The sequence below is a fragment of the Microbispora sp. H10885 genome (genome assembly GCF_014161415.1).
Taxonomy (GTDB): domain Bacteria; phylum Actinomycetota; class Actinomycetes; order Streptosporangiales; family Streptosporangiaceae; genus Microbispora; species Microbispora triticiradicis.
The window spans coordinates 230,002-251,873 of the sequence record NZ_JABBWY010000005.1; the positions used below are offsets into that span (position 1 = coordinate 230,002).

Annotated in this window: 21 protein-coding genes; 10 read left to right on the forward strand and 11 right to left on the reverse strand. The window is 74.3% G+C overall.

What is annotated here, in order from left to right:
- From HHX37_RS15165 to HHX37_RS15180, 4 genes are read right to left on the reverse strand one after another with little or no spacing between them, the layout of a single operon-like run.
- On the reverse strand, window positions 1-1,194 hold the full coding sequence (locus HHX37_RS15165) for a glycosyltransferase (RefSeq protein ID WP_182885810.1): 1,194 nt from the start codon (window positions 1,192-1,194) through the stop codon (window positions 1-3).
- Entirely contained in the window at window positions 1,191-2,264 is a 1,074-nt protein-coding gene (locus tag HHX37_RS15170) for a glycosyltransferase family 9 protein (RefSeq protein WP_182885811.1), read from the reverse strand. The genes HHX37_RS15165 and HHX37_RS15170 overlap by 4 nt, the downstream gene beginning before the upstream one ends.
- Window positions 2,261-3,376, reverse strand: a complete 1,116-nt coding sequence (locus HHX37_RS15175; protein WP_182885812.1) for a glycosyltransferase family 2 protein — start codon at window positions 3,374-3,376, stop codon at window positions 2,261-2,263. Before HHX37_RS15175 ends, HHX37_RS15170 begins: the two co-directional genes overlap by 4 nt.
- Window positions 3,373-5,013, reverse strand: a complete 1,641-nt coding sequence (locus tag HHX37_RS15180; protein ID WP_182885813.1) for a carbamoyltransferase — start codon at window positions 5,011-5,013, stop codon at window positions 3,373-3,375. Before HHX37_RS15180 ends, HHX37_RS15175 begins: the two co-directional genes overlap by 4 nt.
- Window positions 5,014-5,241: 228 nt before the next feature.
- On the opposite strand from HHX37_RS15180, the gene HHX37_RS15185 reads away from it, so the two are divergent.
- The 5 genes from HHX37_RS15185 to HHX37_RS15205 all read left to right on the forward strand — a co-directional run bounded on the left by HHX37_RS15185 (window position 5,242) and on the right by HHX37_RS15205 (window position 8,659).
- The gene (locus HHX37_RS15185) at window positions 5,242-5,793 is read left to right on the forward strand and encodes an HAD family hydrolase (RefSeq protein WP_310740379.1); all 552 of its coding nucleotides are present in this window, start codon (window positions 5,242-5,244) and stop codon (window positions 5,791-5,793) included.
- Between the two features lie 101 nt (window positions 5,794-5,894).
- Complete coding sequence (locus tag HHX37_RS15190) at window positions 5,895-6,848, forward strand: glycosyltransferase (RefSeq protein WP_117410389.1); 954 nt, start codon at window positions 5,895-5,897, stop codon at window positions 6,846-6,848.
- 83 nt (window positions 6,849-6,931) lie between these two features.
- Entirely contained in the window at window positions 6,932-7,492 is a 561-nt protein-coding gene (locus HHX37_RS15195; protein WP_182885814.1) for a nuclear transport factor 2 family protein, read from the forward strand.
- Window positions 7,493-7,626: 134 nt separating this feature from the next.
- Window positions 7,627-8,157 (forward strand): hypothetical protein, encoded by a 531-nt coding sequence (locus HHX37_RS15200; RefSeq protein ID WP_182881498.1) that lies wholly within the window; start codon window positions 7,627-7,629, stop codon window positions 8,155-8,157.
- 103 nt (window positions 8,158-8,260) lie between these two features.
- The gene (locus HHX37_RS15205) at window positions 8,261-8,659 is read left to right on the forward strand and encodes a PPOX class F420-dependent oxidoreductase (protein WP_182881497.1); all 399 of its coding nucleotides are present in this window, start codon (window positions 8,261-8,263) and stop codon (window positions 8,657-8,659) included.
- A 120-nt stretch (window positions 8,660-8,779) separates the two neighbouring features.
- Here the strand turns inward: HHX37_RS15205 and HHX37_RS15210 are convergent, their stop codons facing one another.
- The gene (locus HHX37_RS15210; protein ID WP_182881496.1) at window positions 8,780-9,436 is read right to left on the reverse strand and encodes a response regulator transcription factor; all 657 of its coding nucleotides are present in this window, start codon (window positions 9,434-9,436) and stop codon (window positions 8,780-8,782) included.
- A gap of 4 nt (window positions 9,437-9,440) precedes the next feature.
- A complete protein-coding gene (locus HHX37_RS15215) occupies window positions 9,441-10,661 on the reverse strand; it encodes a sensor histidine kinase (protein ID WP_182885815.1) in 1,221 nt (406 codons plus the stop codon).
- 110 nt (window positions 10,662-10,771) lie between these two features.
- Between HHX37_RS15215 and HHX37_RS15220 the strand changes: the two genes are divergently transcribed.
- The 3 genes from HHX37_RS15220 (at window position 10,772) to HHX37_RS15230 (ending at window position 14,920) form a co-directional block, all read left to right on the forward strand.
- The gene (locus HHX37_RS15220; RefSeq protein WP_182885816.1) at window positions 10,772-11,578 is read left to right on the forward strand and encodes an ABC transporter ATP-binding protein; all 807 of its coding nucleotides are present in this window, start codon (window positions 10,772-10,774) and stop codon (window positions 11,576-11,578) included.
- Window positions 11,572-13,374 carry an ABC transporter permease gene (locus HHX37_RS15225; RefSeq protein WP_220502891.1) on the forward strand — a complete coding sequence of 601 codons (1,803 nt, stop codon included), beginning with the start codon at window positions 11,572-11,574 and terminating at the stop codon, window positions 13,372-13,374. The genes HHX37_RS15220 and HHX37_RS15225 overlap by 7 nt, the downstream gene beginning before the upstream one ends.
- 202 nt (window positions 13,375-13,576) lie before the next feature.
- Window positions 13,577-14,920, forward strand: a complete 1,344-nt coding sequence (locus HHX37_RS15230; RefSeq protein ID WP_182885817.1) for a sensor histidine kinase — start codon at window positions 13,577-13,579, stop codon at window positions 14,918-14,920.
- Here HHX37_RS15230 and egtD read toward each other — a convergent pair.
- The 5 genes from egtD to HHX37_RS15255 form a co-directional block, all read right to left on the reverse strand.
- Window positions 14,910-15,878, reverse strand: a complete 969-nt coding sequence (egtD, locus tag HHX37_RS15235) for an L-histidine N(alpha)-methyltransferase (protein ID WP_396775857.1) — start codon at window positions 15,876-15,878, stop codon at window positions 14,910-14,912. The two genes, HHX37_RS15230 and egtD, sit on opposite strands and share 11 nt — an antisense overlap.
- Window positions 15,879-15,894: 16 nt before the next feature.
- Window positions 15,895-16,614 carry an ergothioneine biosynthesis protein EgtC gene (gene egtC / locus HHX37_RS15240; protein WP_182885819.1) on the reverse strand — a complete coding sequence of 240 codons (720 nt, stop codon included), beginning with the start codon at window positions 16,612-16,614 and terminating at the stop codon, window positions 15,895-15,897.
- Between the two features lie 3 nt (window positions 16,615-16,617).
- Window positions 16,618-17,913 carry an ergothioneine biosynthesis protein EgtB gene (gene egtB, locus HHX37_RS15245; RefSeq protein WP_259406468.1) on the reverse strand — a complete coding sequence of 432 codons (1,296 nt, stop codon included), beginning with the start codon at window positions 17,911-17,913 and terminating at the stop codon, window positions 16,618-16,620.
- On the reverse strand, window positions 17,910-19,046 hold the full coding sequence (gene egtA, locus HHX37_RS15250) for an ergothioneine biosynthesis glutamate--cysteine ligase EgtA (protein ID WP_182885820.1): 1,137 nt from the start codon (window positions 19,044-19,046) through the stop codon (window positions 17,910-17,912). The genes egtB and egtA overlap by 4 nt, the downstream gene beginning before the upstream one ends.
- Before the next feature lie 114 nt (window positions 19,047-19,160).
- Complete coding sequence (locus HHX37_RS15255; RefSeq protein WP_182885821.1) at window positions 19,161-19,817, reverse strand: hypothetical protein; 657 nt, start codon at window positions 19,815-19,817, stop codon at window positions 19,161-19,163.
- A 202-nt stretch (window positions 19,818-20,019) separates the two neighbouring features.
- Here HHX37_RS15255 and HHX37_RS15260 point away from each other — a divergent pair, with 202 nt between their 5' ends.
- Complete coding sequence (locus HHX37_RS15260; RefSeq protein WP_182885822.1) at window positions 20,020-21,153, forward strand: sensor histidine kinase; 1,134 nt, start codon at window positions 20,020-20,022, stop codon at window positions 21,151-21,153.
- The gene (locus HHX37_RS15265; RefSeq protein WP_310740380.1) at window positions 21,150-21,872 is read left to right on the forward strand and encodes a response regulator transcription factor; all 723 of its coding nucleotides are present in this window, start codon (window positions 21,150-21,152) and stop codon (window positions 21,870-21,872) included. Before HHX37_RS15260 ends, HHX37_RS15265 begins: the two co-directional genes overlap by 4 nt.

Sequence of the window (21,872 nt, forward strand, 5' to 3'; positions counted from 1 at the left end):
TCAGCCTCCCGCGGCGGCGAGGACGCCGAGACGCCCGCCGGCCAGGTTTCGGTACACGGACTCGGTCTGCTCGGCGATCCTCCGCCAGCCGTAGCGGGCGCGCGCCCGCCGGGCCCCGGCGGCCGACAGCGCCGACCGCAGCTCGGGCCGGGCGAGCAGGTCGCCGAGCGCGCGGGACAGCGCGCGGGGCCGCCGGGGCGGCACGAGCACGCCGCACCCCGCGACGGTGTCGAGGTGGCCGCCGACCGCCGAGGCGATCACCGGCACCCCGCAGGCCAGGGCCTCCAGGGGCACCATGCCGAACGGCTCGTACCACGGGACGGTCACCAGCACGTCGGCGGAGCGCATGAGGGCGGGCACCTCGGCCCGGCCCACGCTGCCGATCAGCCGGACCCGGTCGCCGAGGCCGAGGCCGTCCGCCAGCGCGCGCAGCCGCGTGCCCTCCTCGTCGCCCGGGTCGCCGCCCGCGATGACGAGTTCGGCGCCGGGCACGTGCCGCAGCGCGCGGACGACGGTGTCCACCCCCTTGCGCGGCACCATGCGCCCGATGCTCAGCACCCGGGGCCGGTCGCCGCGCGGAGCGGCCGGGCCGCCGGGGTGGAACAGGCCGAGGTCGACGCCGCACGGCACGACCGCGATCCGGTCGCGCGGCACGCCCAGCGCGACGAGTTCCCGCACCTCGTCGGAGCAGGTGGCGACCACCGCGACGGCCCGGCGGCCGATGTCGCGCTCGGCGGAGATCCGGGTCGCCGGGCTCGTGTCGGCCTCGCCCTGCCAGCGCCGCTTCACCGTGCCGAGCGCGTGGTAGGTCTGCACGACCGGGACGCCGAGCGGCTCGGCCGCCGTCAGGGTGGCCAGGCCGCTCATCCAGAAGTGGGCGTGCGCGACGTCGGGCCGCTCGGCCTTCCACCGGCGGGCGAGGTGCGCCCCGAACTCCGGCATGTGCGGCAGCAGCTCGTCCTTGGGCAGCGGCTCGGGCGGCCCGGCCGGCACGTGCTCGACGGTGACGCCGGGCTCCATGGGCACGGTGTCCGGCTGCTCCGGGGAGGTGCGCCGCGTGTGCACGACGACCTCGTTGCCCCGCTCCGCCAGGGCCAGGGCCAGCGCCGCCACGTGCACGTTCTGCCCGCCGGCGTCCACGCCGCCGAGGGTCGCGAGCGGGCTCGCGTGCTCCGACACCAGCGCGATCCTCATGGCACCCCCTCCGTGACCGCCTCGCCGAGCTCCGTGACCACCCCGCCGAGCGACTCCTTCGCCGCGGCCAGGTCGCGGACGGCGTCCACGACCTGCGCGCCGCTGACGGCGGACAGGCACGGATGGCCGGGGACGGGGCAGAGCCTCGCCCTGCTCCCCCTGCAGGGGGCGTCCTGGTCGCCGAGGAGCACCGAGGGCACGCCGTACGGCGCCCAGCGGGCGGCGGGCACGACCGGCGCGAACAGACTGACCACAGGCGTGCCGACCGCCGCCGCGAGATGGGCGGGACCGGTGTTGGCCGCCACGACCACCGACGCCCCGGCCAGCACGGCGGCCAGTTCGGCGAACGTGGTCGCCCCGCCGAGGTCCGCCGCGGGACCGGAGACGATCGCGGTCAGGGCCCGCTCCCCCGGGCTGCCGGTGACGACGACCCGCTCGCCCGCGGCCAGCAGCGCCTCGACCGCCTCCGCCCAGCGTTCCACGGGCCACGCCCTGGCCTGCGCGGTCGTGCCGGGATGCACCACCACGTAGCCCGGCGGGCCGGTGAGGCGCTCCACGTCCGGCAGCGGCCCGCGTACGGCGAGCCGCCCGTCGTCGCCCGGCGGCAGGACGAAGCCGGCCGCGCGGGCGAGGCCGAGCATCCGCTCCGGCTCGGGGACGTCCACGCTCTCGTCCACGACGTGACGCACGTCGAGCAGGGAGCCGGGGTAGTCCTCGCTGATCGCGGCGATGCGCGGCACCCCGGCGAGCCGCAGCAGCAGGGCCGTCGGCAGCGCCGACTGGTGGAAGGACGTGAAGATCACGGCCAGGTCGGGGCCGACGGCGCGCACCTGATCGACCAGGCGGGCCGCGTGCTCGGAGGTCACCGGCATCCGGTCGGGGTCGATCCAGGGGGCGCGCCACTCCAGCACGCGGCCGACGCCGGGCAGCAGTTCGGCCGCCGCCCTGCCGTACGGACCGGCGAGCATCACGACCTCCCGCGCCCCGGCGGCGACGGCGCGCACGGCGGGTCCCGCGAGCAGCACGTCTCCCGCGTTGTCGGGCCGCACCACCAGTGCGGTCCCGATCACGGACGCCTCCCCGTCCGCACCGCCAGCTCGCCCCTGAGCCGGTGGGCGCACGCGACCGGCGGAATCACCACGCTGGTCACGGCCATGCGCCAGATCTCCCCGGGCGTACGCGGCCCGGGGGCGATCCGCGCCCAGGCGAACTCTCCGGTGAGGCCGAGCCAGGCGAGCCCGGCGGCGCCCGCGGCGAGACGCGTCCGGCGGCCGGTCCGCACGCCGGCGGCGGCCAGCGTGAGCGCGAGCAGGCCCGCGCCGGTGGTGAGGGCGTGCCGCCTGAGCCTGCCCGGCCCGCCGATGAACAGACGCCAGTCGCGGCCGTACGCCTGGCGCATGATCGCGTCGGAGGCGTTGCCGCGCTGGAAGCGCACGCTGGACCAGAAGCCGTCGCCGCGCACCGGATGCCGGGTCAGGCGCTCCCCCTTCACCAGGCAGAACCCGGCCCGCTCCACGCGTATCGCGAGGTCGGCGTCCTCCCGGTACGCACCGGGGAAGCGTTCGTCGAACCCGCCGGTCGCCTCCAGGGCGGTCCTGCGGTAGGCCATGTCGGCGGTGATCCAGTCGGCGCCGGCCAGGCCGGCCGTGTTGCGCTCGGCGTCGGTCGGGCGGCGGCCCTCGGCGGAGCCGGGCAGCGGCACCTCCAGCCGTCCCTGGCTGCCGCCCACGTGCGCGGGCAGGCGGGCGAGGTCGGCCGCCAGCGCCCGCGCCCAGCCGGGCCCCGGCACCACGTCGTCGTCCAGGAACGCCACCCACGGGGTCGTCGCCGCCCGCCAGCCCACGTTGCGGGCGGCGGCCGGGCCGCGCCCGCCCGACCTGAGCACTCGTACGCCGGCGGGGACCGGCAGGGCCTCGGCGTCCTCCCCCGGACGGTCGTCCACCACGATCACCTCGGGGCCGTCCCCCTCCTGGGGGCCGGCGGCTTCCCGGGGGCCGATGGCGGCGAGCGTGGCGGCCAGGCTCGGCCGCCCGATCGTCGGGATGACGACGGTGACCGCCGGCCCCTGGGGGGTGGCGTCCGCGGGCGCGTTCCTCCGCTTCCGGCCGCTCTGCCGGTTGGTCTGCTGTGTCGCCTGCTGTGTCGCCTGCTGTGTCGTCTGCCGGGCCGTCTCCGATGTCATCCCGCGAACACCGCCCCCCTGCGCACGACGTACGGGCCGAGAACGAGCACGTCCACGGGCGCCGAGCCGAAGCACTCCAGCGCGTCGCGCGGGTCGTCCACCATCGGACGGCCCGCCGTGTTGAGGCTCGTGTTGACCACCACGGGAACCCCGGTGCGGGCCTCGAACTCCTCGAGTAACCGGGCGAGCAGCGGGTCGCGCCCGCGCTCGATCGTCTGGATGCGGGCCGTGCCGTCGACGTGGACGACGGCGGGGACGCGGTCGCGCCACTCGGGCTTCACGTCGTGGACGAACAGCATGTACGGGCTCGACATCGGGCCCCTGCCGAAGATCGTGGAGGCGCGTTCCGCGAGGACCATCGGGGCGATGGGGCGGAACTGCTCGCGGCCCTTCACGTCGTTGAGCCGCTCGGTGTTGCGGGGATTGCCGGGGTTGGCGAGCAGGGAGCGGCGGCCGAGGGCGCGGGGGCCGTACTCGGCGCGGCCCTGGAACCAGGCCACGACGCGGTCGGCGGCCAGTTCGGCGGCGACGGCCGCGGCGAGGTCGGCGGGCCGCTCGTACGGCACCTTCGCCACGTCGAGCCAGGCGCCGAGCTCCTCGTCGGTCCAGCCGCGGCCGAGGTCGGCGCCGGGCATCGGGGCGACCCGGTCGCCGGAGGCCTGCGCGAGGTGCAGCGCCCCGCCGAGCGCGGTGCCGGAGTCGCCCGCCGCGGGCTGCACCCAGACGTCCTCGAACGGACTCTCGGCGAACAGCCGGGTGTTGGCCACGCAGTTCAGCGCCACTCCCCCGGCCATCGTCAGATAACGGGCGCCGGTCCGCTCGTGCAGCCACCTGGCGAGGTCGAGCAGCACCTCCTCCAGTCGCGTCTGCACGCTGGCCGCGAGGTCGGCGTGGTCGGAGGTCCACTTCTCGCCCTTGCCGAGGGCCTTGGCGTAGACGCTCCAGTCGATCGGCTCGACCCGGAAACCGCCGTCGCCCGTGGGGTAAACGAGCTCGCGCATCTCCCGCAGGAACCGCGGCTCGCCGTAGGAGGCGAGGGCCATCACCTTGTACTCGTCGCTCGACCGCAGGAAGCCGAGGTGCGCGGTGAGGTCCTCGTACATCAGTCCGAGGGAGTGCGGCAGGGCCTGGCTCGCCAGGATGGTGAGCTCGCCGTCCCGGTAGTGCCCGGCGAGGTGCGACACGGCCTCGCCCCGGCCGTCGCAGACCAGCACCGCCGACTCGCGGTACGGCGCGGCCAGCCCGGCCGACGCGGCGTGCGCGATGTGGTGGGGGACGAACCGCACCTGGGCGGAGTCCAGCCCCGGCAGGGCGGTCGCCAGGAAGTTGGGGGCCCGGCGCGCGTAGGTGGTGCGCATCTCCTCCCAGCGCGCGTCCTGTCCCTCCCCTCCGGGCAGCACCAGCTCCGGGTCGTAGGAGTAGGCGACGCCGTCGAGGTCCTCGGGTCGCAGGCCGGCCTGTTCCAGGCACCACGCCGCGGCCTGCTCGGGCAGTTCCCAGGCGGAGAACGGCACCGGCCGCTTGCCGTGCTTGCGCCGGCTGAAGCGCTCCTCCTCCGCTGCGGCGACCACCTCGCCATCCACGACCAACGCGGCGGCTGGATCATGAAATATCGCGTTTATGCCCAAGAACCGCATCGGTTTCCCTCCGTTGCGCAGTGCCGGTCTGGTTACCGAGAGAAGTGGCGCTAAACACTGCTTTGTAGAGAAGTCGACGTGAGTGGGGGATGTGCTCAATAACCGCTACTCTGCGTAGCCAAATGCGCTGACCTGCAGGTAGTCAGCACGCGGTCAGGTCGTGGTAACAGTGCGTTTGCTCCGATTTCCTCCGGGTAGCCCGGCGGGCGATTCCGCAGGAGGCCGCCCGTGACCCAGCCCGCTCACCAGCCCGCCGCGGTGCTCTTCGACCGTGACGGCACTCTCGTCCACGACGTTCCCTACAACAGCGATCCCGGCCGCGTGGCGCCGGTGGAGGGGGCGCGGGAGGCGCTGGACCGGCTCCGCGCGGCCGGTGTCCCGATCGGTGTGGTCACCAACCAGTCGGGGGTGGCCAAGGGGCTGATCGCGCCGGAGGCCCTGCGGGCCGTGAACGACCGGGTGGAGGCCCTGCTGGGCCCGTTCGACGTGTGGGAGATCTGCGAGCACGACGACGGCGACCGCTGCGCCTGCCGCAAGCCCGCGCCCGGCCTCGTGCTGAGCGCCGCCCGCCGGCTCGGCGTCTCGCCCGTCGACTGCGTCGTGATCGGCGACATCGGCCGGGATGTGGAGGCGGCCCGCGCGGCGGGCGCGCGGGGCGTCCTCGTGCCGACCCCGGTGACGCTGCCGGAGGAGGTGGCCGCGGCCCTCGAGGTGGCGCCCGACCTCGCCGCGGCGGTCGATCTGGTGCTGCCGAGGATTCCGCTCACGGCTGAGCCTTAAGCGGGTACGGGCGGGGCAGAGGGGTGACGCGCCCGGCGGGGAGGCGCGACAGGAGGCACGGTGTTCCAGAGTCTGCAGAAGGACGGACGGGGAGCGACACGATGAAGATCATGGTCTGGCACGTCCACGGTTCGTGGACCACCTCCTTCGTGCACGGGGGGCACGAATACCTGGTGCCGCTCACGCCCGACCGCGGCCCGGACGGGCGGGGCCGGGCGGAGACCTATCCCTGGCCCGGCACCGTGCGGGAGGTGCCCCACGACCGGCTGGCCGCCGAGGACGTCGACCTGATCGTCTACCAGCGGCCGCACGAGATCGAGCTCGCCCGTGAGTGGCTGGGCCGCGACGTGCCGGGCGTCTACGTCGAACACAACACCCCCGCGGGAGACGTGCCGAAGACCCGCCACCCGCTGGCGGACCGGGACGACATCCCCCTCGTCCACGTCACCCACTTCAACGACCTCTTCTGGGACTCCGGCCGCGCGCCGACCCACGTGATCGAGCACGGCGTGGTGGACCCCGGCCACCTCTACAGCGGTGAACTGCCCCGCGCGGGGGTGGTCGTCAACGAGCCGATCAGACGCTGGCGGGTGGCGGGCACCGACCTGCTGCCCACCTTCGCCACGGGCGCCCCGATCGACGTGTTCGGCATGCAGGTGACGAACCTGCCCGCCAAGCTCGGCCTCGACGGGGCGATGGAGGCCTTCGAGGACCTGCCGCAGAGCGCCATGCACGCCGAGCTCGCCAGGCGCCGGGTCTACCTGCACCCCTACCGCTGGACCTCGCTCGGCCTGTCGCTGATCGAGGCCATGATGATCGGCATGCCGGTCGTCGCCCTCGCCACCACCGAGGCCGTCGAGGCGGTGCCGCCGGAGGCGGGGGTCGTCTCGACCAAGATCCCCACGCTGCTGCGGGCCCTCGACCGGTTCGCCAACGAACCGGAGCTCGCCGCCCAGGCCGGCAAGGCCGCCCGCTCGGCCGCGCTCGCCCGCTACAACCTCGACCGCTTCCTCGCCGACTGGGACCGCCTGCTCACCTCCATCGTCGCGAGTTGACATTCTTGGACAAGGCCTTACTCCTCGATGAGACCGGCCGTTCTCACCACCGGAGTACGCTTCCGTGAGGGCGAGGGGGAGCCATGCCCGATCCTCGGGAGATCCATGACGCTTTCGCGGAGGCGCTCTGCACGCACGACAAACGGCGCCTTCTGGACTGCTTCCACGCGGACGCCGTTCTCGTGACCCCCGTCGGCGTGGTGGAGGGGCACGAACAGATCGAGTGGTATTTCGGCCAGTTCTTCTCCACCGTGCCCGACCTGACGACCAGGGTCATCACGATCTCGGTCTGCGGTGACACCGTTTCCGTCGAATGGGTCACGTCGGGAACCCAGACGGGGGAAATGCTGCTCCCGGACGGCACCGTGATCCCCGGCACCGGCCGCCCCGTCTTCTGGAGGGGTTGCGGAATGTGGTCGGTGGAAGACGGCAGGTTCGTCACCGGGCGCATCTACTACGACCAGTTGCGTGCTTACCTGTCGCTGGGCTGCCGGCTCGTAGAGAACAAGCCCCGCTCCGCGACCGCCGCCCCTGATCAGGAGGCCCGACCCGTGCCCGCCACCCGTCCGAGCGACCAGGAGACCCGGGCCGAGCCGCGCTCCAACTCCATCCGCCGGCTTCTCCGCGGGATCTTCGGCATGTGACCGTCCCTGCCACCCGACCGGCATACCACGAGCTCCGCGACTCGCCCACGGCTGTCGTGCGACGCCTTGATTGTTTACCGAGAACGGGGCACCGCGAGGGCGGGTGATCCGGCCGGGGTGGGAAAAGGCTCCTCATGATGCGCAACCTGGTGAACGGCGCCGTCGGCGGCGCGCTCGCGACGGCGGTGTACAGCGCGATGCTGATGGCGGCGGACAGGGCCGGTCTGCTGGAGGAGCCGCCGCCGCGGCGATTCGCCCGGATGACTCTGCCGGGCCGCGGGAGCCGTCCCCGACCGGGCGAGAGCGTGCTCTCGACCATCGCGCACTACGCCTTCGGGTCGAGCTGCGGCACCGTGCTGGGCCTGCTGTCGGCCGGTCAGCGGGTGCCGGTCCCGATCGGCACGGCGTACGGGCTGCTGGTGTGGCACTTCGGCTGCCGGGGCCTCGCTCCGAGCATCGGCGCGTACGCGCCCCTGCCGAAGGACCGCCCGGGCCGCCAGGCCACGCTGCTGGCGGGGCACCTGCTGTGGGGCACCGCGCTCGTGCTCGCGCTCAACCGGCTGCGGACCGAGAGGGCGCCGCTGACCACCGAGCTCGCGCCCCGGCTGCGGGAGGAGGTCAGGCGCCCCGTCATGCCCGCCCCCGAGCCCGTCTCCGTACGCTGATCCGGAGGCGAGGATCATGTCCCCCGTCCTCGGGAAGAGAATGTGGTCGTGCGCTGTCGTGTTGCCGATCTGGGCCAGCGCCGACCGACCGAGGAGAAGTCGAATGAGCAAGCTCGATGAGAACGCCGTGGCTTTACTGAAGGAGCCGGTCCACGCCTGGGTGACGACCGTCAGGCCGGACGGATCGCTGCACAACACCGTGGTGTGGGTCGACATCGACGGAGAGGAAGTCGTCTTCAACACCGCCGTGGGACGGGCGAAGGAGCGGCACCTGCGCGCCAACCCCCGGGTGTCGGTCAGCGTGCTCGACCCGGGCAACGCCTTCCGCTTCGTCAGCGTCTCCGGCACCGCCACGCTGGAGCTCGAAGGCGCGGACGCGGTCATCGACGGCTTGGCGAAGAAGTACCTCGGGGTGGACGCCTACCCCTACCGCCAGCCGGGAGAGCAGCGCGTCACCGTACGCGTCGTTCCCGAGAAGGTCATCTCCAGCGCGGGACGCTGACGGGGCGTTCGCCGGGCGAGCACGCACAGAGCCGCCCGGCACGCCTTCCCGCCCCCACCGGCGCCGGGACCGGCGCTCGGTCATCCGCACGCGACCGGCGCGGCGCGACCTCAGGCCCGCTCAGACTCCGGCACGCAGGTAGGCGAGCACCGCGAGCACACGGCGGTGGTCGTCCGCGTCCGGAGGCAGGTCGAGCTTGGCGAGGATGCTCGCGATGTGCTTGGCGACGGCCGCCTCGGTGACGAACAGCGCGCGGGCGATCGCGGCGTTGGACCTGCCCTCCGCGACCAGGGCGAGCACCTCGCGCTCGCGCGGTGAGAGCCGGGCCACCGGGTCGCGCCGCCCGCGCAGCAGCTGGCGGACGACCTCGGCGTCGATGACCGTGCCACCGCCCGCGACCGTCGTCACCGCCCCGGCGAACTGCGTGACGTCGCCGATGCGGTCCTTCAGCAGATAACCCACCCCGCCCCCGCCCGGGCACCGGGTCTGGTCGAGCAGTTCGGCGGCGTAGGTCTGTTCGACGTACTGGCTGAGCACCAGGACGGCGAGGGACGGCCGCGCCGCCCGCAGTTCCAGCACCGCCCGCAGCCCCTCGTCGCTGAATCCGGGCGGCATGCGCACGTCGGCGACGACGACGTCCGGGTCCTGCTCGGCGACCGCGGCGACCAGCGCGGCGGCGTCGCCGACCGCCGCGACGACCTCGTGCCCGAAGCGTTCCAGCAGGCCCACGAGGCCCTCCCGGAGCAGCACCGAGTCTTCGGCTATCACCACACGCACGGGATCACCTTTCGCACGGGATCTCCGCCCGCACCGTGGTCGGGCCGCCGTACGGGCTGTCGACGGTGAGCGTGCCCCCGACAGCCGCCACCCGGTCGGCGAGCCCGGTCAGACCGGTGCCGCACGCCGGGTCCGCTCCCCCGCGCCCGTCGTCGGCGACCTCCAGCACGAGCCGTGCGCCGCGCAGCCGGCCGCGCACCGTGCAGGAGCCGGCCCCGCTGTGCTTGGCCACGTTCGCGAGCGCCTCGCAGGCGACGTAGTAGGCCGCCGCCTCCACCCGCTCGGGGAGCCGCCGGTCCAGCGCGATGTCCGCCCGCGCGGGCACGGGCGACCTCCCGGCGACGTCGCGTACGGCGGCGGGCAGCCCGCGATCGGCGAGCACCTGCGGATGGACGCCGCGGATCAGCTCGCGCAGTTCCTCCAGCGCCTGCCCGGCCAGCTCGCGCGCCTCGTCGAGCCGCAGGGCCGCGGGCGAGCCCGGCGGGAGGTCGAGCCCGGCCAGGCCCAGCTTCATCGAAAGCGCGACCAGCCGCTGCTGCGCGCCGTCGTGCAGGTCGCGCTCGATGCGGCGGCGCTCGGCCTCGAAGGCGTCCACCAGCCGGGCCCGGGACCGCGCGATCTCCCGCATCTCGGCCTCCTGCGGGACCAGCATCGCCCGCGCCATCGCGGCCCGGGCGCCCGCCCAGGCGCTGACCGTGTACGCCGCGACGGGCACCAGCAGCAGTCCGACGGCCGAGCCGGCGAAGGTCTCCGCCAGAGTCGCCTCCCCCTCGGGAGCGATCGGCTGAACGACCGGGGAGAGGATCAGCACCGCGGGCCCCCCGATCGCGGCCGCCGCCACCAGCAGGTCGACCCACCAGAGCGCGAACAGCCCCACGAGGGTGTGCCCCGCCTCCCGCCATCCCGGCCACCACCCGCCCGGCAGTCCGCGTACGGGCTGCCGGTCCACGTATCTCAGCCGCCACCGCTCGAACCGGGCCACGGGCGTGAGCAGCACGGCCGCCACCACGAGGGACACCGGTACGGCTGCCGGGCCGTCCATCGCCCGGACCGGCGTCAGGACCGCGGCGAAGGCGGAACCGGGGACGATCCCGGTCAGCAGGTACACCAGCGACCGCCACGGCCAGGCCGAGGCGAGGAACCGCTGGGGCGGCCCGCCGAGCGCCTCCAGCGCGGTACGGGGCGTGAGAGGGGCGACGGCGGGGACGAGGAAGGGGGCGACCACGGCATCGACGCTAGCCGCCGGGCCCGCCGTTGTCGGTAGTGCTGGGGATACCTCCGGTTCTCGCCTCAGCGCCAGTGCCTCGCGGGCCCGCCCCCGGTTGGCTCGGGTCCATGACACGAACCGGCACGACGCGATCCGGCACCAGACAGACAGGCACGGCACAGACAGGCACAGCACAGACAGGTACGGCGCAGGCGGTCCTGCTCGACTCGGTCCGCATGGTGTACGGCACCGGGCCCGGCGCGGTGAACGCTCTCGACGGGGTGACCCTCGGCTTCGCCCAGGGGACCTTCACGGCCGTGATGGGGCCCTCGGGCTCCGGCAAGTCGACGCTGCTGCACTGCGCCGCCGGGCTCGACCGGCCGACGGACGGGACCGTCCTGATCGGCGGCGTCGACCTCGGCCCGCTCGGCGAGAAGGCGCTCACCCTGCTGCGCCGGGAACGGGTCGGCTTCGTGTTCCAGGAGTACAACCTCGCCGACTCGCTCACCGCCGAGGAGAACGTGGCGCTTCCCCTCCGCCTGGCCGGGCGCCGGCCCGGCAGGGACGAGGTGCGCGAGGCGCTCGCCGAGGTCGGCCTGGAGCGGCGGGCCGGGCACCGGCCCGCCGAACTCTCCGGCGGCGAGCGGCAGCGGGTGGCGATCGCCCGCACGCTGATCACCCGGCCCGCCGTGCTCTTCGCCGACGAACCGACCGGCGCGCTCGACCGCGCCGCGTCCCGGGTGGTCATGGAACTCCTGCGCGCGCTCGTGGACGCCCACGGGCAGACCGTCGTCATGGTCACGCACGACCCCGCCGCCGCGGCGTACGGCGACCGGGTCGTGCTGCTCGCCGACGGGCGGCTCGCCGGGGAACTGGACCGGTCGAGCGCCACCGAGATCGCCGCCCGCGTGGCGCTGCTGGAGGAGACGTGCTGAACCGCCCACTGGACCGCCCACTGGACCGGCCACTGAACCGGCCACTGAACCGGCCGCTGAGTCTTTCGCTGCTCCGCGGCCGGTGGACCGGCCTGGCGGGCACCTTCGCCGCGCTCTGCCTCGGCGCCGCGATCCTCACCGCGAGCGCGCTGCTGCTGACGTCCGCCGGCCCGCGCGTGCCCGCCCGGTACGCCGCCGTGCCCCTGCTCGTGCGCGGCCCCGGCGTGCCCGGGGAGGAGAACAACTTCGCCGAGAACCCGCCCTGGTCGCCCGAGACGACGGAGGCGCTGGTCCGCGCCCTGGCGTCCGTGCCCGGTGTCGCGGCGGTCGTCCCCTACCGTGACCCCGGGCCGTACGTCTCCGACGACGAGGCGGCGCGGTCCGGGGACGGGGTGACACGGTCCGGGGACGGGGTCCGCGTCATCGGGCTGCGCACCGAGCCAGGAGCCGATCTCTCCGCCGTTCGGGCGGCGGCCGGGCGCGCCGTGCGCGGCGCCGGGGACGGCACGGCGCGGGTGCTTTCGGGGGAGGACCGGGCGGAGGCCGAGCCCGCCGCCGACGCGCGGACCCGCTGGATCGGCATGCAGGTGCTGACCGCGATGGCGCTGCTCGGCGGCTTCGTTTCGGTGTTCGTGGTCGCCTCCACGTTCGCGTTCCGGGTCGTCCAGCGGCGCCGGGAGTTCGGCCTGCTGCGGGTGGCCGGCGCGACCCCGCGCCAGGTGCGGCTGATCGTGTACGGCGAGGCGCTCGCCGTGGGCGTCGTCGCGGCCGTGGCCGGGGCCCTGCTGGGCGCCGCCGTCGCGCCCGCCCTGGGCCGGGTGCTCGTCACGGCGGGCTTCGAGCCCGCATCGTTCGACGTGCGCCTCACCCCGCTGCCCGTGGCCGGCGCGGTCGCGGCCGGGATCGCGGCGGGCCTGCTCGGCGCGTGGTCCGCGTCGGGCCGGGCCGCCCGGGTCCGCCCGCTGGAGGCCCTGCGCGACCACGCGGCGGGCGGCACGCCGATGACGCGCCTGCGGTGGATCACCGGCGTCATGGCGGTCGCCGGCGGCCTGGCCCTGGCGGCGGCGAGCGCCTCCGCGCGGGAGGACTCCCTGGTGAACGCCGTCCTGGTCGCCGCGATGGCGCTCATCATGGGGCTCACCCTGCTCGCGCCGGTCACCCTCCCGCCACTCGTCCGCGCATTCGCGTGGCCGATCTCCCGGGCGGCCGTGGGCATGCTGGCCGGGCGGAACGCGTTGGCGGCCGTACGGCGCACCGCCGCCACGGCGGCCCCGGTGCTGCTGACGGTGGGCTTCACCGTGCTCGTCACCGGCATGGTGCGGACGACCGCCGCGGCGTACGCCATGGGGAGTCCGGCCGCCGACCAGGCGGAGGAGGACCGGCTCGTCTGGCTGTTCACGCTCCTGCTGGTGGGGGTCTCGGCCGGCTACTCCGGCCTGGCGATCGTGAACACGCAGGTGATGGCGGCGTCGGCGCGCGTGCGCGAGTTCGCCGTCCTGCGCCTGTCCGGAGCGACGCGGCGGCAGGTGATCGGGGCGACCGCGGCCGAGGCGGTGCTCGTCACCGGGATCGGCACCACGCTGGGGTTCGCGGTGGCCGTACCCGCGCTGCTCGGGATGCGCGCCGGGCTGTCCCAGAAGGCCGGCGCGGCCGTCCCCCTGGTGATTCCCTGGCCGGCGGTCGCGGCGGTGGTGACCGCGTGTCTCGTCCTCGCCGCGGGCGCCGCCACCCTTTTCACATGCGGCGCGATTTCACCTCGGCGACCGCTGTTCCCACGGTCCGGGAAAGGGGCGTGAGGCGAGCGTAAAGGGACAGCCAAGCATCGGCCCTGAGCTGGTAAGACTTGTGATCCTTTTTGTCCTGAGGGTTCCGATCTCGGATACGTCTCATATCTTTTTATGCGGGCATTGCATTACACAGATTCGGGGAGGGGTCATGGCTGGCAGGCGCATTCCTTTCCTTTTACGCCCGAGTTCGATCCAGGCGCGCATCGCCACGATGAGCGCGGTCCTCTCCCTCGTGGTCCTCACCGTGATCGGAGTGGGCCTGGACCTCGCGGTCCGGAACCGGATCCACTCGCACCTGTTCATCGACGCCCAGCGGGTGGCCACCGAGTGGATCGCCTCGATGGGCCCCGACGGCGTCCCGGAGCCGCCCGCCGCGCCCGAGAACCTGGTGCAGCTCGTCGACTCGCGGAACCGGGTGATCACCGCCAGCCGGGGGGCGACCGGCAGGCCGCCGCTGACCTCTCCCATGCCCGGCGACCAGGACCGCCTGCAGTACCGGATCGAGTGCCGGGACGGGGAGCGGTGCATCGTGGTCACCGCCGTACGGGTGCTGCCGGTGCAGACCCGGCTCTTCTGGAACGGCGAGCCGCACGCCGTCTACTCCGGGAGGGCCGAGCCGGCTCTCCTGGCGACGCGGCGGCTGGAACTGTTCATCGCGATCGGGGTGTTGCTCATGACGGCCGGCTGGACGTGGGCGAGCTGGCGCGCGGCGGGGCGCACTCTGCGTCCCGTCCGGGAGATCCGCGAGAAGGTCGAAGAGATCACCGTGTGCGACCTCAGCCTGCGGGTGCCGCAGCCGCGCGGCCGCGACGAGATCGCCGAGCTGGCCCGGGCCTCCAACAACCTGCTCGAACACCTCGACTCCTCGGTGCGCCAGCAGCGGCACTTCGCCTCGATGGTCTCCCACGAGCTGCGGACCCCCCTGGCCGGGCTGCGGACGCAGCTGGAGGAGGCCCTGCTCTACCGCGATGACACCGATCCGTACGAGACCCTGCGCACGGCGGTGCGCACCACCGAGCGCTGCCAGGCGATCATCAACGAGATGCTCGCGGTGGCCCGTGTCCGCACGGCCGCGGCGGCCGAGCCCGAGCCGGTCGACCTCGGGACGCTCGCGCGGGAGGAGGCCGCCGCCCGTACGGACGGGGTGCCGGTGCGCGCCGAGATCAGGGACGACGTGACCGTCCTCGGCAACCGGGTCCAGCTGTGCGGCGTGCTGACCAACCTGCTGGTCAACGCCCAGCGGCACGCGCACAGCGAGGTGGAGGTCAGCGTCGAGCGGGCCGGGGACGAGGCGGTCGTCACCGTGCTCGACGACGGCGACGGCATCGCGCCGGAGGACCGCGAGCGCGTCTTCGAGCCGTTCGTCCGGCTGAAGGACGGGCGCCGCCGCGACCCCAAGGGCACCGGGCTGGGCCTCGCCCTCTGCCGCATCACGGCGGACGCGCACCACGGCACGCTCCGCGTCGAGGACTCCCCGCGCGGCGCCCGCTTCGTCCTGCGCCTGCCGCTGTCCGCGGCAGTCCCGGCCGCCGCGGGTCGCCGGCTCAGCTGTTGACGATCGGCACGGCGGCGAGGGTCAGCGCGAAGTCGCCTCCGCTGTCGGTGTACCAGCGGGCGACCGCGAACCCGGCCCGGGACAGCTCGCCGAGCAGGCCCTCCCTGCGGAACTTGGCGCTGATCTCCGTGCGCAGCTCCTCCCCCTCGGCGAAGCCGGCCGTCAGGCCGAGCGCCCTGATCGGGACCTCCATCGGCCGGGTCGCCCGCAGCCGCATCTCGATCCACTCGTTGTCCTCGTCGTACAGCGCGACGTGCTCGAACGCCTCCGGCTCGAAGGCGGCGTCCAGCTCGCGGTTGACCACCCGGAGCACGTTGCGGTTGAAGGCGGCCGTGACGCCCCGCGGGTCGTCGTACGCCGCGACCAGCCGGGCGTGGTCCTTCACCAGGTCGGCGCCGAGGAGCAGGGTGTCCCCCGGCCGCATGGTGGCGCGCAGTTCCTTGAGGAACACCTCCCGGGCGGCGGGCGTGAGGTTGCCGATGGTCCCGCCGAGGAACGCGACCAGCCGCCTGCCCGTCCTCGGCAGCAGCGCCAGGTGCCGCTCGAAGTCGGCGCGCACCGGCCGCACGTCCAGGCCGCGATAGCGTACGGCGAGCCGCTCGGCCGCGGCCTCCAGCGTGACGGCGTCCACGTCGACCGGGACGTAGGTCCGGAGCGTCCCGGCGGCGGCCAGCGCGTCGAGCAGGAGCACGGTCTTCTCGCTGGTGCCCGAGCCCAGTTCGACGAGCGTGTCGGCGCGGCTGAGGGCCGCGACGTCGACGGCCCGGCGGCGCAGGATCTCCAGCTCGCACCGGGTGGGGTAGTACTCGGCCAGCCGGGTGATCCGGGCGAACAGCTCGCCTCCGGCCGCGTCGTAGAACCACTTGGGCGGCAGCCACTTCGGTGTGGAGGTGAGCCCGGCGCGCACGTCGCCCTCCAGAGTCTGGCGCAGGTAGTCGCCGCCGAGATGATCGATCATGCTCATGGGCCACCTCTCAGTCGATGGGTGTCACCGCCACGCCGTCGGGGGAGGCGAGCAGCAGGCTGCGGTCGGGCACGGCCCGCCAACCGGGCCGGTCGTCCAGCGGCTCGCTGGACACGAGCACTCCCTCCTCCAGGTGGGTGAACAGGGTGTCGCCCCAGGCGACGGCCGCCACCTCCGCGCCGCCCGTCACGAGCAGGTTGAGCCGCGCGTGCCGGTCCCCCTCCGCGGCCCCGCGCACGACGAGGGGCAGCGCGTCGGCGAGCGGCACACCGCCGCGGAGGCGGGCGAACACCGCCGCGGCGAGCCACGCCGAGTCGCACGCGCTCTCCGGGTCGGCCTCCACGCCGGTCACCAGGGGCCGGACCGCCTCGCGCCGGACCCTGCCGTTGTGGCTGAGCAGCCAGCGCCCGTCGGCGAACGGCGCCGTCGCCGTCTCCTCGACCGGCATGCCGGTCGTGGCCGACCGGACCGCCGCGAGCAGGCACGACGAGCGCGCCGCCGCGGCGAGGCCGGGCATGTTGGCGTCCGCCCACATCGGCACCGCCCGGCGGTAGCGGACCGGCTCCGGCAGGGCCGCGTCGTACCACCCGAACCCGAACCCGTCGGCGTTCACGGTGCCGTACCTCTGCAGGCGCGGCGCGTACGACTGGCGAAGCAGGCCGTGCTCGGGGTCGCTGACGAGCGAGGCCAGGGACCGCGCCGGCCCCAGCCACGCCGCGTGGCGGCACATCGCCTAGTCCTCCGAGCGGGCGCAGCGGAACCCGGCGAAGATCTGCCTGCGGATCGGGAGGTCCCAGTTGCGGAAGGTCGTCCGCACCGCGGAGGGATGGGTGGCCCACGACCCGCCGCGCAGCACCCGGTAGGTCTCCCCGAAGAAGACCTCGCTGTACTCCCTGTACGGGAAGCTCCGGAAGCCCGGGTAGGGCTGGAACCACGAATCCGTCCACTCCCAGACGTCGCCGACGAGTTGCTCGACGCCGTACGGGCTCGCGCCCGCCGGGTACGCCCCGGCCGGCGCGGGCCGCGCGGCCCGGTGTCCCAGGTTCGCCCGGTAAGCGAGGTCGGTGGGCCCGGCGTCGCCCCAGGGATACTCGCGGCCCCCGCACGCCTTCTCCCACTCGGCCTCGGTCGGCAGCCGCTTGCCCGCCCACCGGGCGTACGCGTCGGCCTCGTACCACGAGACGTGCTGGACCGGCTCGTCCGGCGGCACCGGCTCCTCCCGGCCGAAGCGGAGCCGCCACCAGGTGTCGCCGTCCCTCGTCCAGAACAGCGGGGCGTCCACACCGCTCCGCTCGACCCACTCCCAGCCCTGCGGCAGCCACCAGCGCGGGTCGCGGTAGCCGCCGTCCTCGACGAACCGCAGGTACGCCCCGCAGGTGACGGGGTGACGGTCGATCCAGTAGCCCGGCAGGTGCCGCCGGTGCGCCGGGCGTTCGTTGTCGTACGCCCAGGCCACCGTGTCCGTGCCCATGCTGAAGATCCCGGCGGGGATGTGGACCTCGGGATCGGCGGCCGGAGCGCCGGGCGGCAGCTCGCCGTCCCGCACCAGTCCCGGCCGCCGGGACAGCTGCAGCGTGGCCAGCATGGTCTCGTCGTGCTGGTGCTCGTGCTGCAGGACCAGCCCGAAGACGAAACCGCCGGCCCGCAGCGGGTCGGGGTCGGCCGGGTCCAGCCGGTCGAGGACGTCGAGCACCCGGCCGCGTACGCCCGAGATGTACCTCCTGGCCTCGGCCGGGGCGAGCAGCGGCAGCGTGGGCCGGTCCGCGCGCGGATACCTGAACGCGTCGTAGAGGTGGTCGATCTCCGGGCGCAGCGGCTCGATGCCGCCCGCCTCCCGCAGCACCCACAGCTCCTCGTAGTTGCCGACGTGGGCGAGGTCCCAGACCAGCGGCGACATGAGAGGCGAGTGCTGGCGCGTCAGCACGTCGTCGTCGGCGTCGGTGTAGACGAGGGACCGCTCCCGTACGGCGGCGAGTTCGGCCGCGATCCTGTCCTTCAGGCCGGGCATGCCGATGTCGAGTTCGGTCATGCGAACATCTCCTCCATCCGGTCGACGGCCGGTGGGCGGCCGGATTCGATGTGCCGGGAGGCGAAGGCGCGGACCCGGCCGACCAGCCGGGGCCCGGCTCCGAGCCGAGGCAGGGCCTCGGCGGCGGCGCGGAAGCAGACGGAGGCGCAGCGGCGCAGGGCGGAGTCGGTGAGCCCGAGGCGGGCGGCGTCCGTCCACCTGCCGGCGAGCGGCCGGGCGGCCTCCATGGCGGTCGCCGCCGCCTGGTCGTCGGTGACGAGCGCGTGGACGACGGCCGCGCACACGGGCCATCCGGCGGGACCCTGCGCGTCGAGGTAGCGCACCTCCAGCCAGCCCCGGGGCCGCACCGGCGGGAAGAGCGTGGTCGCGTGGTAGACGAGGTCGGCCTCGCCGGCGGGCCGCCCGGCCACCCGGGCGAAGTCGCGGAACGCCGAGCCGTCGAGGACGGGCCGGCAGTCGTCGCCCTCCCGGACCATCATCAGACGCGCGTCGAGGAGGTAGCGCGCCCAGTCGTCCGCCGGGTCGCCTCCCCCGTCCAGGCGTTGTGCGACGGGAGCGGTCCTGGTCGGATCGAGGCGGCTCCACACGGCCTGGCGCCCGGATACCCACCCGCCGGCGGGTGAGTTGGCGAAGGCGGCCACGAGCACCGGGCCGAGCGCGTGGGCTCGTTCCCAGCGGCTCCGCGGATCGTCACCGAAGTCCAGGTTGACCTGGATCGAGGCCGTCGAGCACATCATCGTCCGGCCGTACGGACGGCCCAGGAAGGCGTCCATCGCCTCGTACCTCGGCTCGGTCAACTGCCTGGCCGGCGGGCGGAGCACGTCGAGGCCGCGGTTGCCCAGCCGCAGCCCGGCCCGGGTGAGCGCGAGCCGTACGGCCTCGACGTCGGCGGTGAGCTTGGCGATCGCGGCGGGCAGGGCGTCCGGCGGGGCCGACAGTTCGAGCTGACCGCCGGGCTCGAAGGTCACCTTGCTGCCGCCCGGGAGCGGCGGGAGCGCGTCCGCGATCCTGGCGACGGGGACCGGCCTCGCCGGGTCCACCGCGTCGAACACCAGGAACTCCAGCTCGACGCCCAAACGGTTCGACGCGGCTCCGCGGAAGCAGCTCCGAGCGTACTCCTGCACGTCGGCCATCCGCCCCCCTCGCCTCACGCGACCCGTCTCACACGACTCGGTGGTGCCGAGTCAACTTTCCCCGCAAACGCCTCTTCCAACCTGAGACCCGGCGAAACAGGGTGACAACAGGGGTCACGCGGAGGTCGCGGCCCACTCCTCGTCCCGCATCCGGATCATCGAGACGCCCACGACGCCGAAGACCACGAGCAGGACGACCGGGCCGCCGAGCCCCAGGACGAGGTTCCAGGCGCTCGCGCCGAACAGCCAGACGATGATCCCGGCCAGCACACCGGCCGGGAACCACCATCCCGCCCGGCCCGCCCGGGCGTACGCGACGGCCACGAGGACGAGCCCGAGGAAGCTTCCGATCATGCCGGGCATCTGCCAGGCGGCGATCATCGCGGGCTGCGCCGCGTCCTGCATGAGCTTCTCCGCCTGGTCCGCCGGGAGCATCTGGTAGGCCACGATGTCGAAGAAGTCGGAGATCATGAGCGCCGAGAAGTTGATCAGGCCGAGGACCGCCATCACCCCGGCGATGTGGGCGAGCACCACGCCCTTCCCGCGTACGAGGTGGACGAGGCCGATCACACCGGGGACCCACAGGATCCACGCGTAGTGGAGGAGGGTCGCGCTGACGCCCACGGCCCCCGGGTTGTGCGCGTACACCAGGGGGTCCTCGACCCCCGGCTCCGACGGGTCGGCGGCCATGCCGAGGAGCAGGCAGAGCGGAGCAAGGACGAGGCTGGCGCCCGCCGCGACGCGGCGGAAGGAGTTCGCGTTGGTAAGCATGCGGTGGACCGTACGGATCGGTCCCGGGACCCGTCGTCAAAGCGTTCTTTGACCCCTGGTCCCCCTCCAGGCGGATTTCCGCGCCCCCCGCATCCCCCGGTCGCGAAGGACGCCGGGCAGCGGGCATGGCCAGGGGCGGTGTGCCCCTTTTGTCATGCAATGGGCGTGAATATCTGAACGAGTGACCACTACTGTCTGCGTCATGCTCCACCGCCGTCTCCCCGCCCCCGTCGACTGGCTCGTCGCGGTGGCCGTGGGCCTGTTCGCGGTCGCCGAGGAGGTCAGCGGGCGCACGGCAGCCCCCTCACGCGGCCATCTGCTCCTCTGGACAGCCGCCGGGCTCGTCGCCGCCGCCGGCGTGCTGTTCCGGCGTCGCGCCCCCTTCGCGATCCTCGCCGTCTACTCCGCCGCCAACGTCGCGTTGCTCGTCCTGACGCCCCGGATGGCGGCGGCCTGGCAGTTCTACACCCAGCTCGTACTGTTGTTCACACTCCTGTCGGAGGTCCGGCCGCGCGGCGTCAAGGCCATGTGCGGCCTCGGCGCGACCGGTGCCTTCGTGGCCGCCATGCTGGCCGCGTCGTCCCCGCCGTCCGGCCCGGGGGACGTCGCCGTCGCGCTGGTGATGTGCGCGATCGCGGCGGGCGCGGGCCTCGCCGTACGCCGGCACCGCGCGCTCGCCGAGCAGGCCGCCGAGCGCGGCGAACTGCTGGCCCGCGAGGCGGTGGCGGAGGAGCGCGCCCGGATAGCGCGCGAACTGCACGACATCGTCGCCCACAGCGTCAGCGTGATGACCATGCAGACCGGCGGCGTACGGCTCATGCTGCGCGAGGACCAGGAACGCGAGCGGCAGGTGCTCACCGCCGTCGAGGAGACCGGCCGGGGCGCCGTGGACGAGCTGCGCCGGATGCTCGGCCTGCTGCGCGGATCGCCGGCCGAGGTCCCGGGGCCGCGGGCCGGCCTCGACGGGCTGCGGGACCTGCTGGACCAGGTCAGGGCCGCCGGGCTCGACGTGACCCTGGAGGTGCGGGGCGATCCGGTGCCGCTGTCCGCCGGGCTCGACCTGTCGGCCTACCGCATCGTGCAGGAGGCGCTGACCAACACGCTCAAGCACGCCGGCGCCACCCAGGCGGAGGTGACCGTCGCCTACACCCCTCGGGAGCTGCGCCTCGACGTCGTGGACCACGGCCCCCGCGAAGGGCGCCCCCGGCCGGGCACGCGAGGGAGCGGGCACGGGCTCATCGGCATGCGGGAGCGGGCCGCGCTGTTCCGCGGCACGCTCACCGCGGCGCCACTCCCCTCGGGCGGCTTCGGCGTCCGGGCGGTGCTGCCGCTGTGAGCGACGCCGTGAACGACGCCGTGAACGACGCCGTGAACGACGCTCCGGACGGCACGGATGCGATCGGGATCCTGATCGCCGACGACCAGGCGATGGTCCGGGCCGGGCTGCGACTGGTCATCGGGACGCAGCCGGACCTCACCGTGCTGGACGAGGCGTCCGACGGCGAGCGCGCCGTCGAGCTGGCCCGGAGCCTGCGGCCCGACGTCGTGCTGCTCGACATCGCGATGCCGCGCCTCGACGGCCTGGAAGCGGCCCGGCGGATCCTCGCCTCCCCACGGCCGCCACGGGTGATCCTGCTGACGACGTACGACACCGACGAGAACCTCGACCACGCCCTGCGCTCGGGGGTGAGCGGCTTCCTGCTCAAGGTCTCGCCGCCCGAACACCTGTTCGCGGCGATCCGCAGCGCGGCGCGCGGAGAGGTCCTGCTCGACCCGGCCGTGACGGAGCGGGTCGTCGACGCCTACCGGCGCGCGCGGCCCGCCGCTACGCCGTCCGGCGAGTCGGGGCTGACGGCCCGCGAGGAGCAGGTGCTCCGCCTGGTCGCGCGGGGACTGTCGAACGGCGAGATCGCGGCCGCGCTGTCGATCGCCGAGGCGACGGTGAGCACGCACATCAACCGGCTGCTCGCCAAGCTCGGCCTGCGCGACCGCGCCCAGGCCGTACGGCACGCCTACGAGTCGGGTCTGGTCCGCCCCGGAGATCCCGGATCCTGA

Coding starts and splice junctions, on each gene's coding strand:
- HHX37_RS15165 (WP_182885810.1), bottom strand. CDS start 1,194: ATGAGGATCGCGCTGGTGTCGGAGCACGCGAGCCCGCTCGCGACCCTC.
- HHX37_RS15175 (WP_182885812.1), bottom strand. CDS start 3,376: ATGACATCGGAGACGGCCCGGCAGACGACACAGCAGGCGACACAGCAG.
- HHX37_RS15180 (WP_182885813.1), bottom strand. CDS start 5,013: ATGCGGTTCTTGGGCATAAACGCGATATTTCATGATCCAGCCGCCGCG.
- HHX37_RS15190 (WP_117410389.1), top strand. CDS start 5,895: ATGAAGATCATGGTCTGGCACGTCCACGGTTCGTGGACCACCTCCTTC.
- HHX37_RS15195 (WP_182885814.1), top strand. CDS start 6,932: ATGCCCGATCCTCGGGAGATCCATGACGCTTTCGCGGAGGCGCTCTGC.
- HHX37_RS15200 (WP_182881498.1), top strand. CDS start 7,627: ATGATGCGCAACCTGGTGAACGGCGCCGTCGGCGGCGCGCTCGCGACG.
- HHX37_RS15205 (WP_182881497.1), top strand. CDS start 8,261: ATGAGCAAGCTCGATGAGAACGCCGTGGCTTTACTGAAGGAGCCGGTC.
- HHX37_RS15220 (WP_182885816.1), top strand. CDS start 10,772: ATGACACGAACCGGCACGACGCGATCCGGCACCAGACAGACAGGCACG.
- HHX37_RS15230 (WP_182885817.1), top strand. CDS start 13,577: ATGAGCGCGGTCCTCTCCCTCGTGGTCCTCACCGTGATCGGAGTGGGC.
- egtD (WP_396775857.1), bottom strand. CDS start 15,878: ATGATCGATCATCTCGGCGGCGACTACCTGCGCCAGACTCTGGAGGGC.
- egtC (WP_182885819.1), bottom strand. CDS start 16,614: ATGTGCCGCCACGCGGCGTGGCTGGGGCCGGCGCGGTCCCTGGCCTCG.
- egtB (WP_259406468.1), bottom strand. CDS start 17,913: ATGACCGAACTCGACATCGGCATGCCCGGCCTGAAGGACAGGATCGCG.
- egtA (WP_182885820.1), bottom strand. CDS start 19,046: ATGGCCGACGTGCAGGAGTACGCTCGGAGCTGCTTCCGCGGAGCCGCG.
- HHX37_RS15255 (WP_182885821.1), bottom strand. CDS start 19,817: ATGCTTACCAACGCGAACTCCTTCCGCCGCGTCGCGGCGGGCGCCAGC.
- HHX37_RS15260 (WP_182885822.1), top strand. CDS start 20,020: ATGCTCCACCGCCGTCTCCCCGCCCCCGTCGACTGGCTCGTCGCGGTG.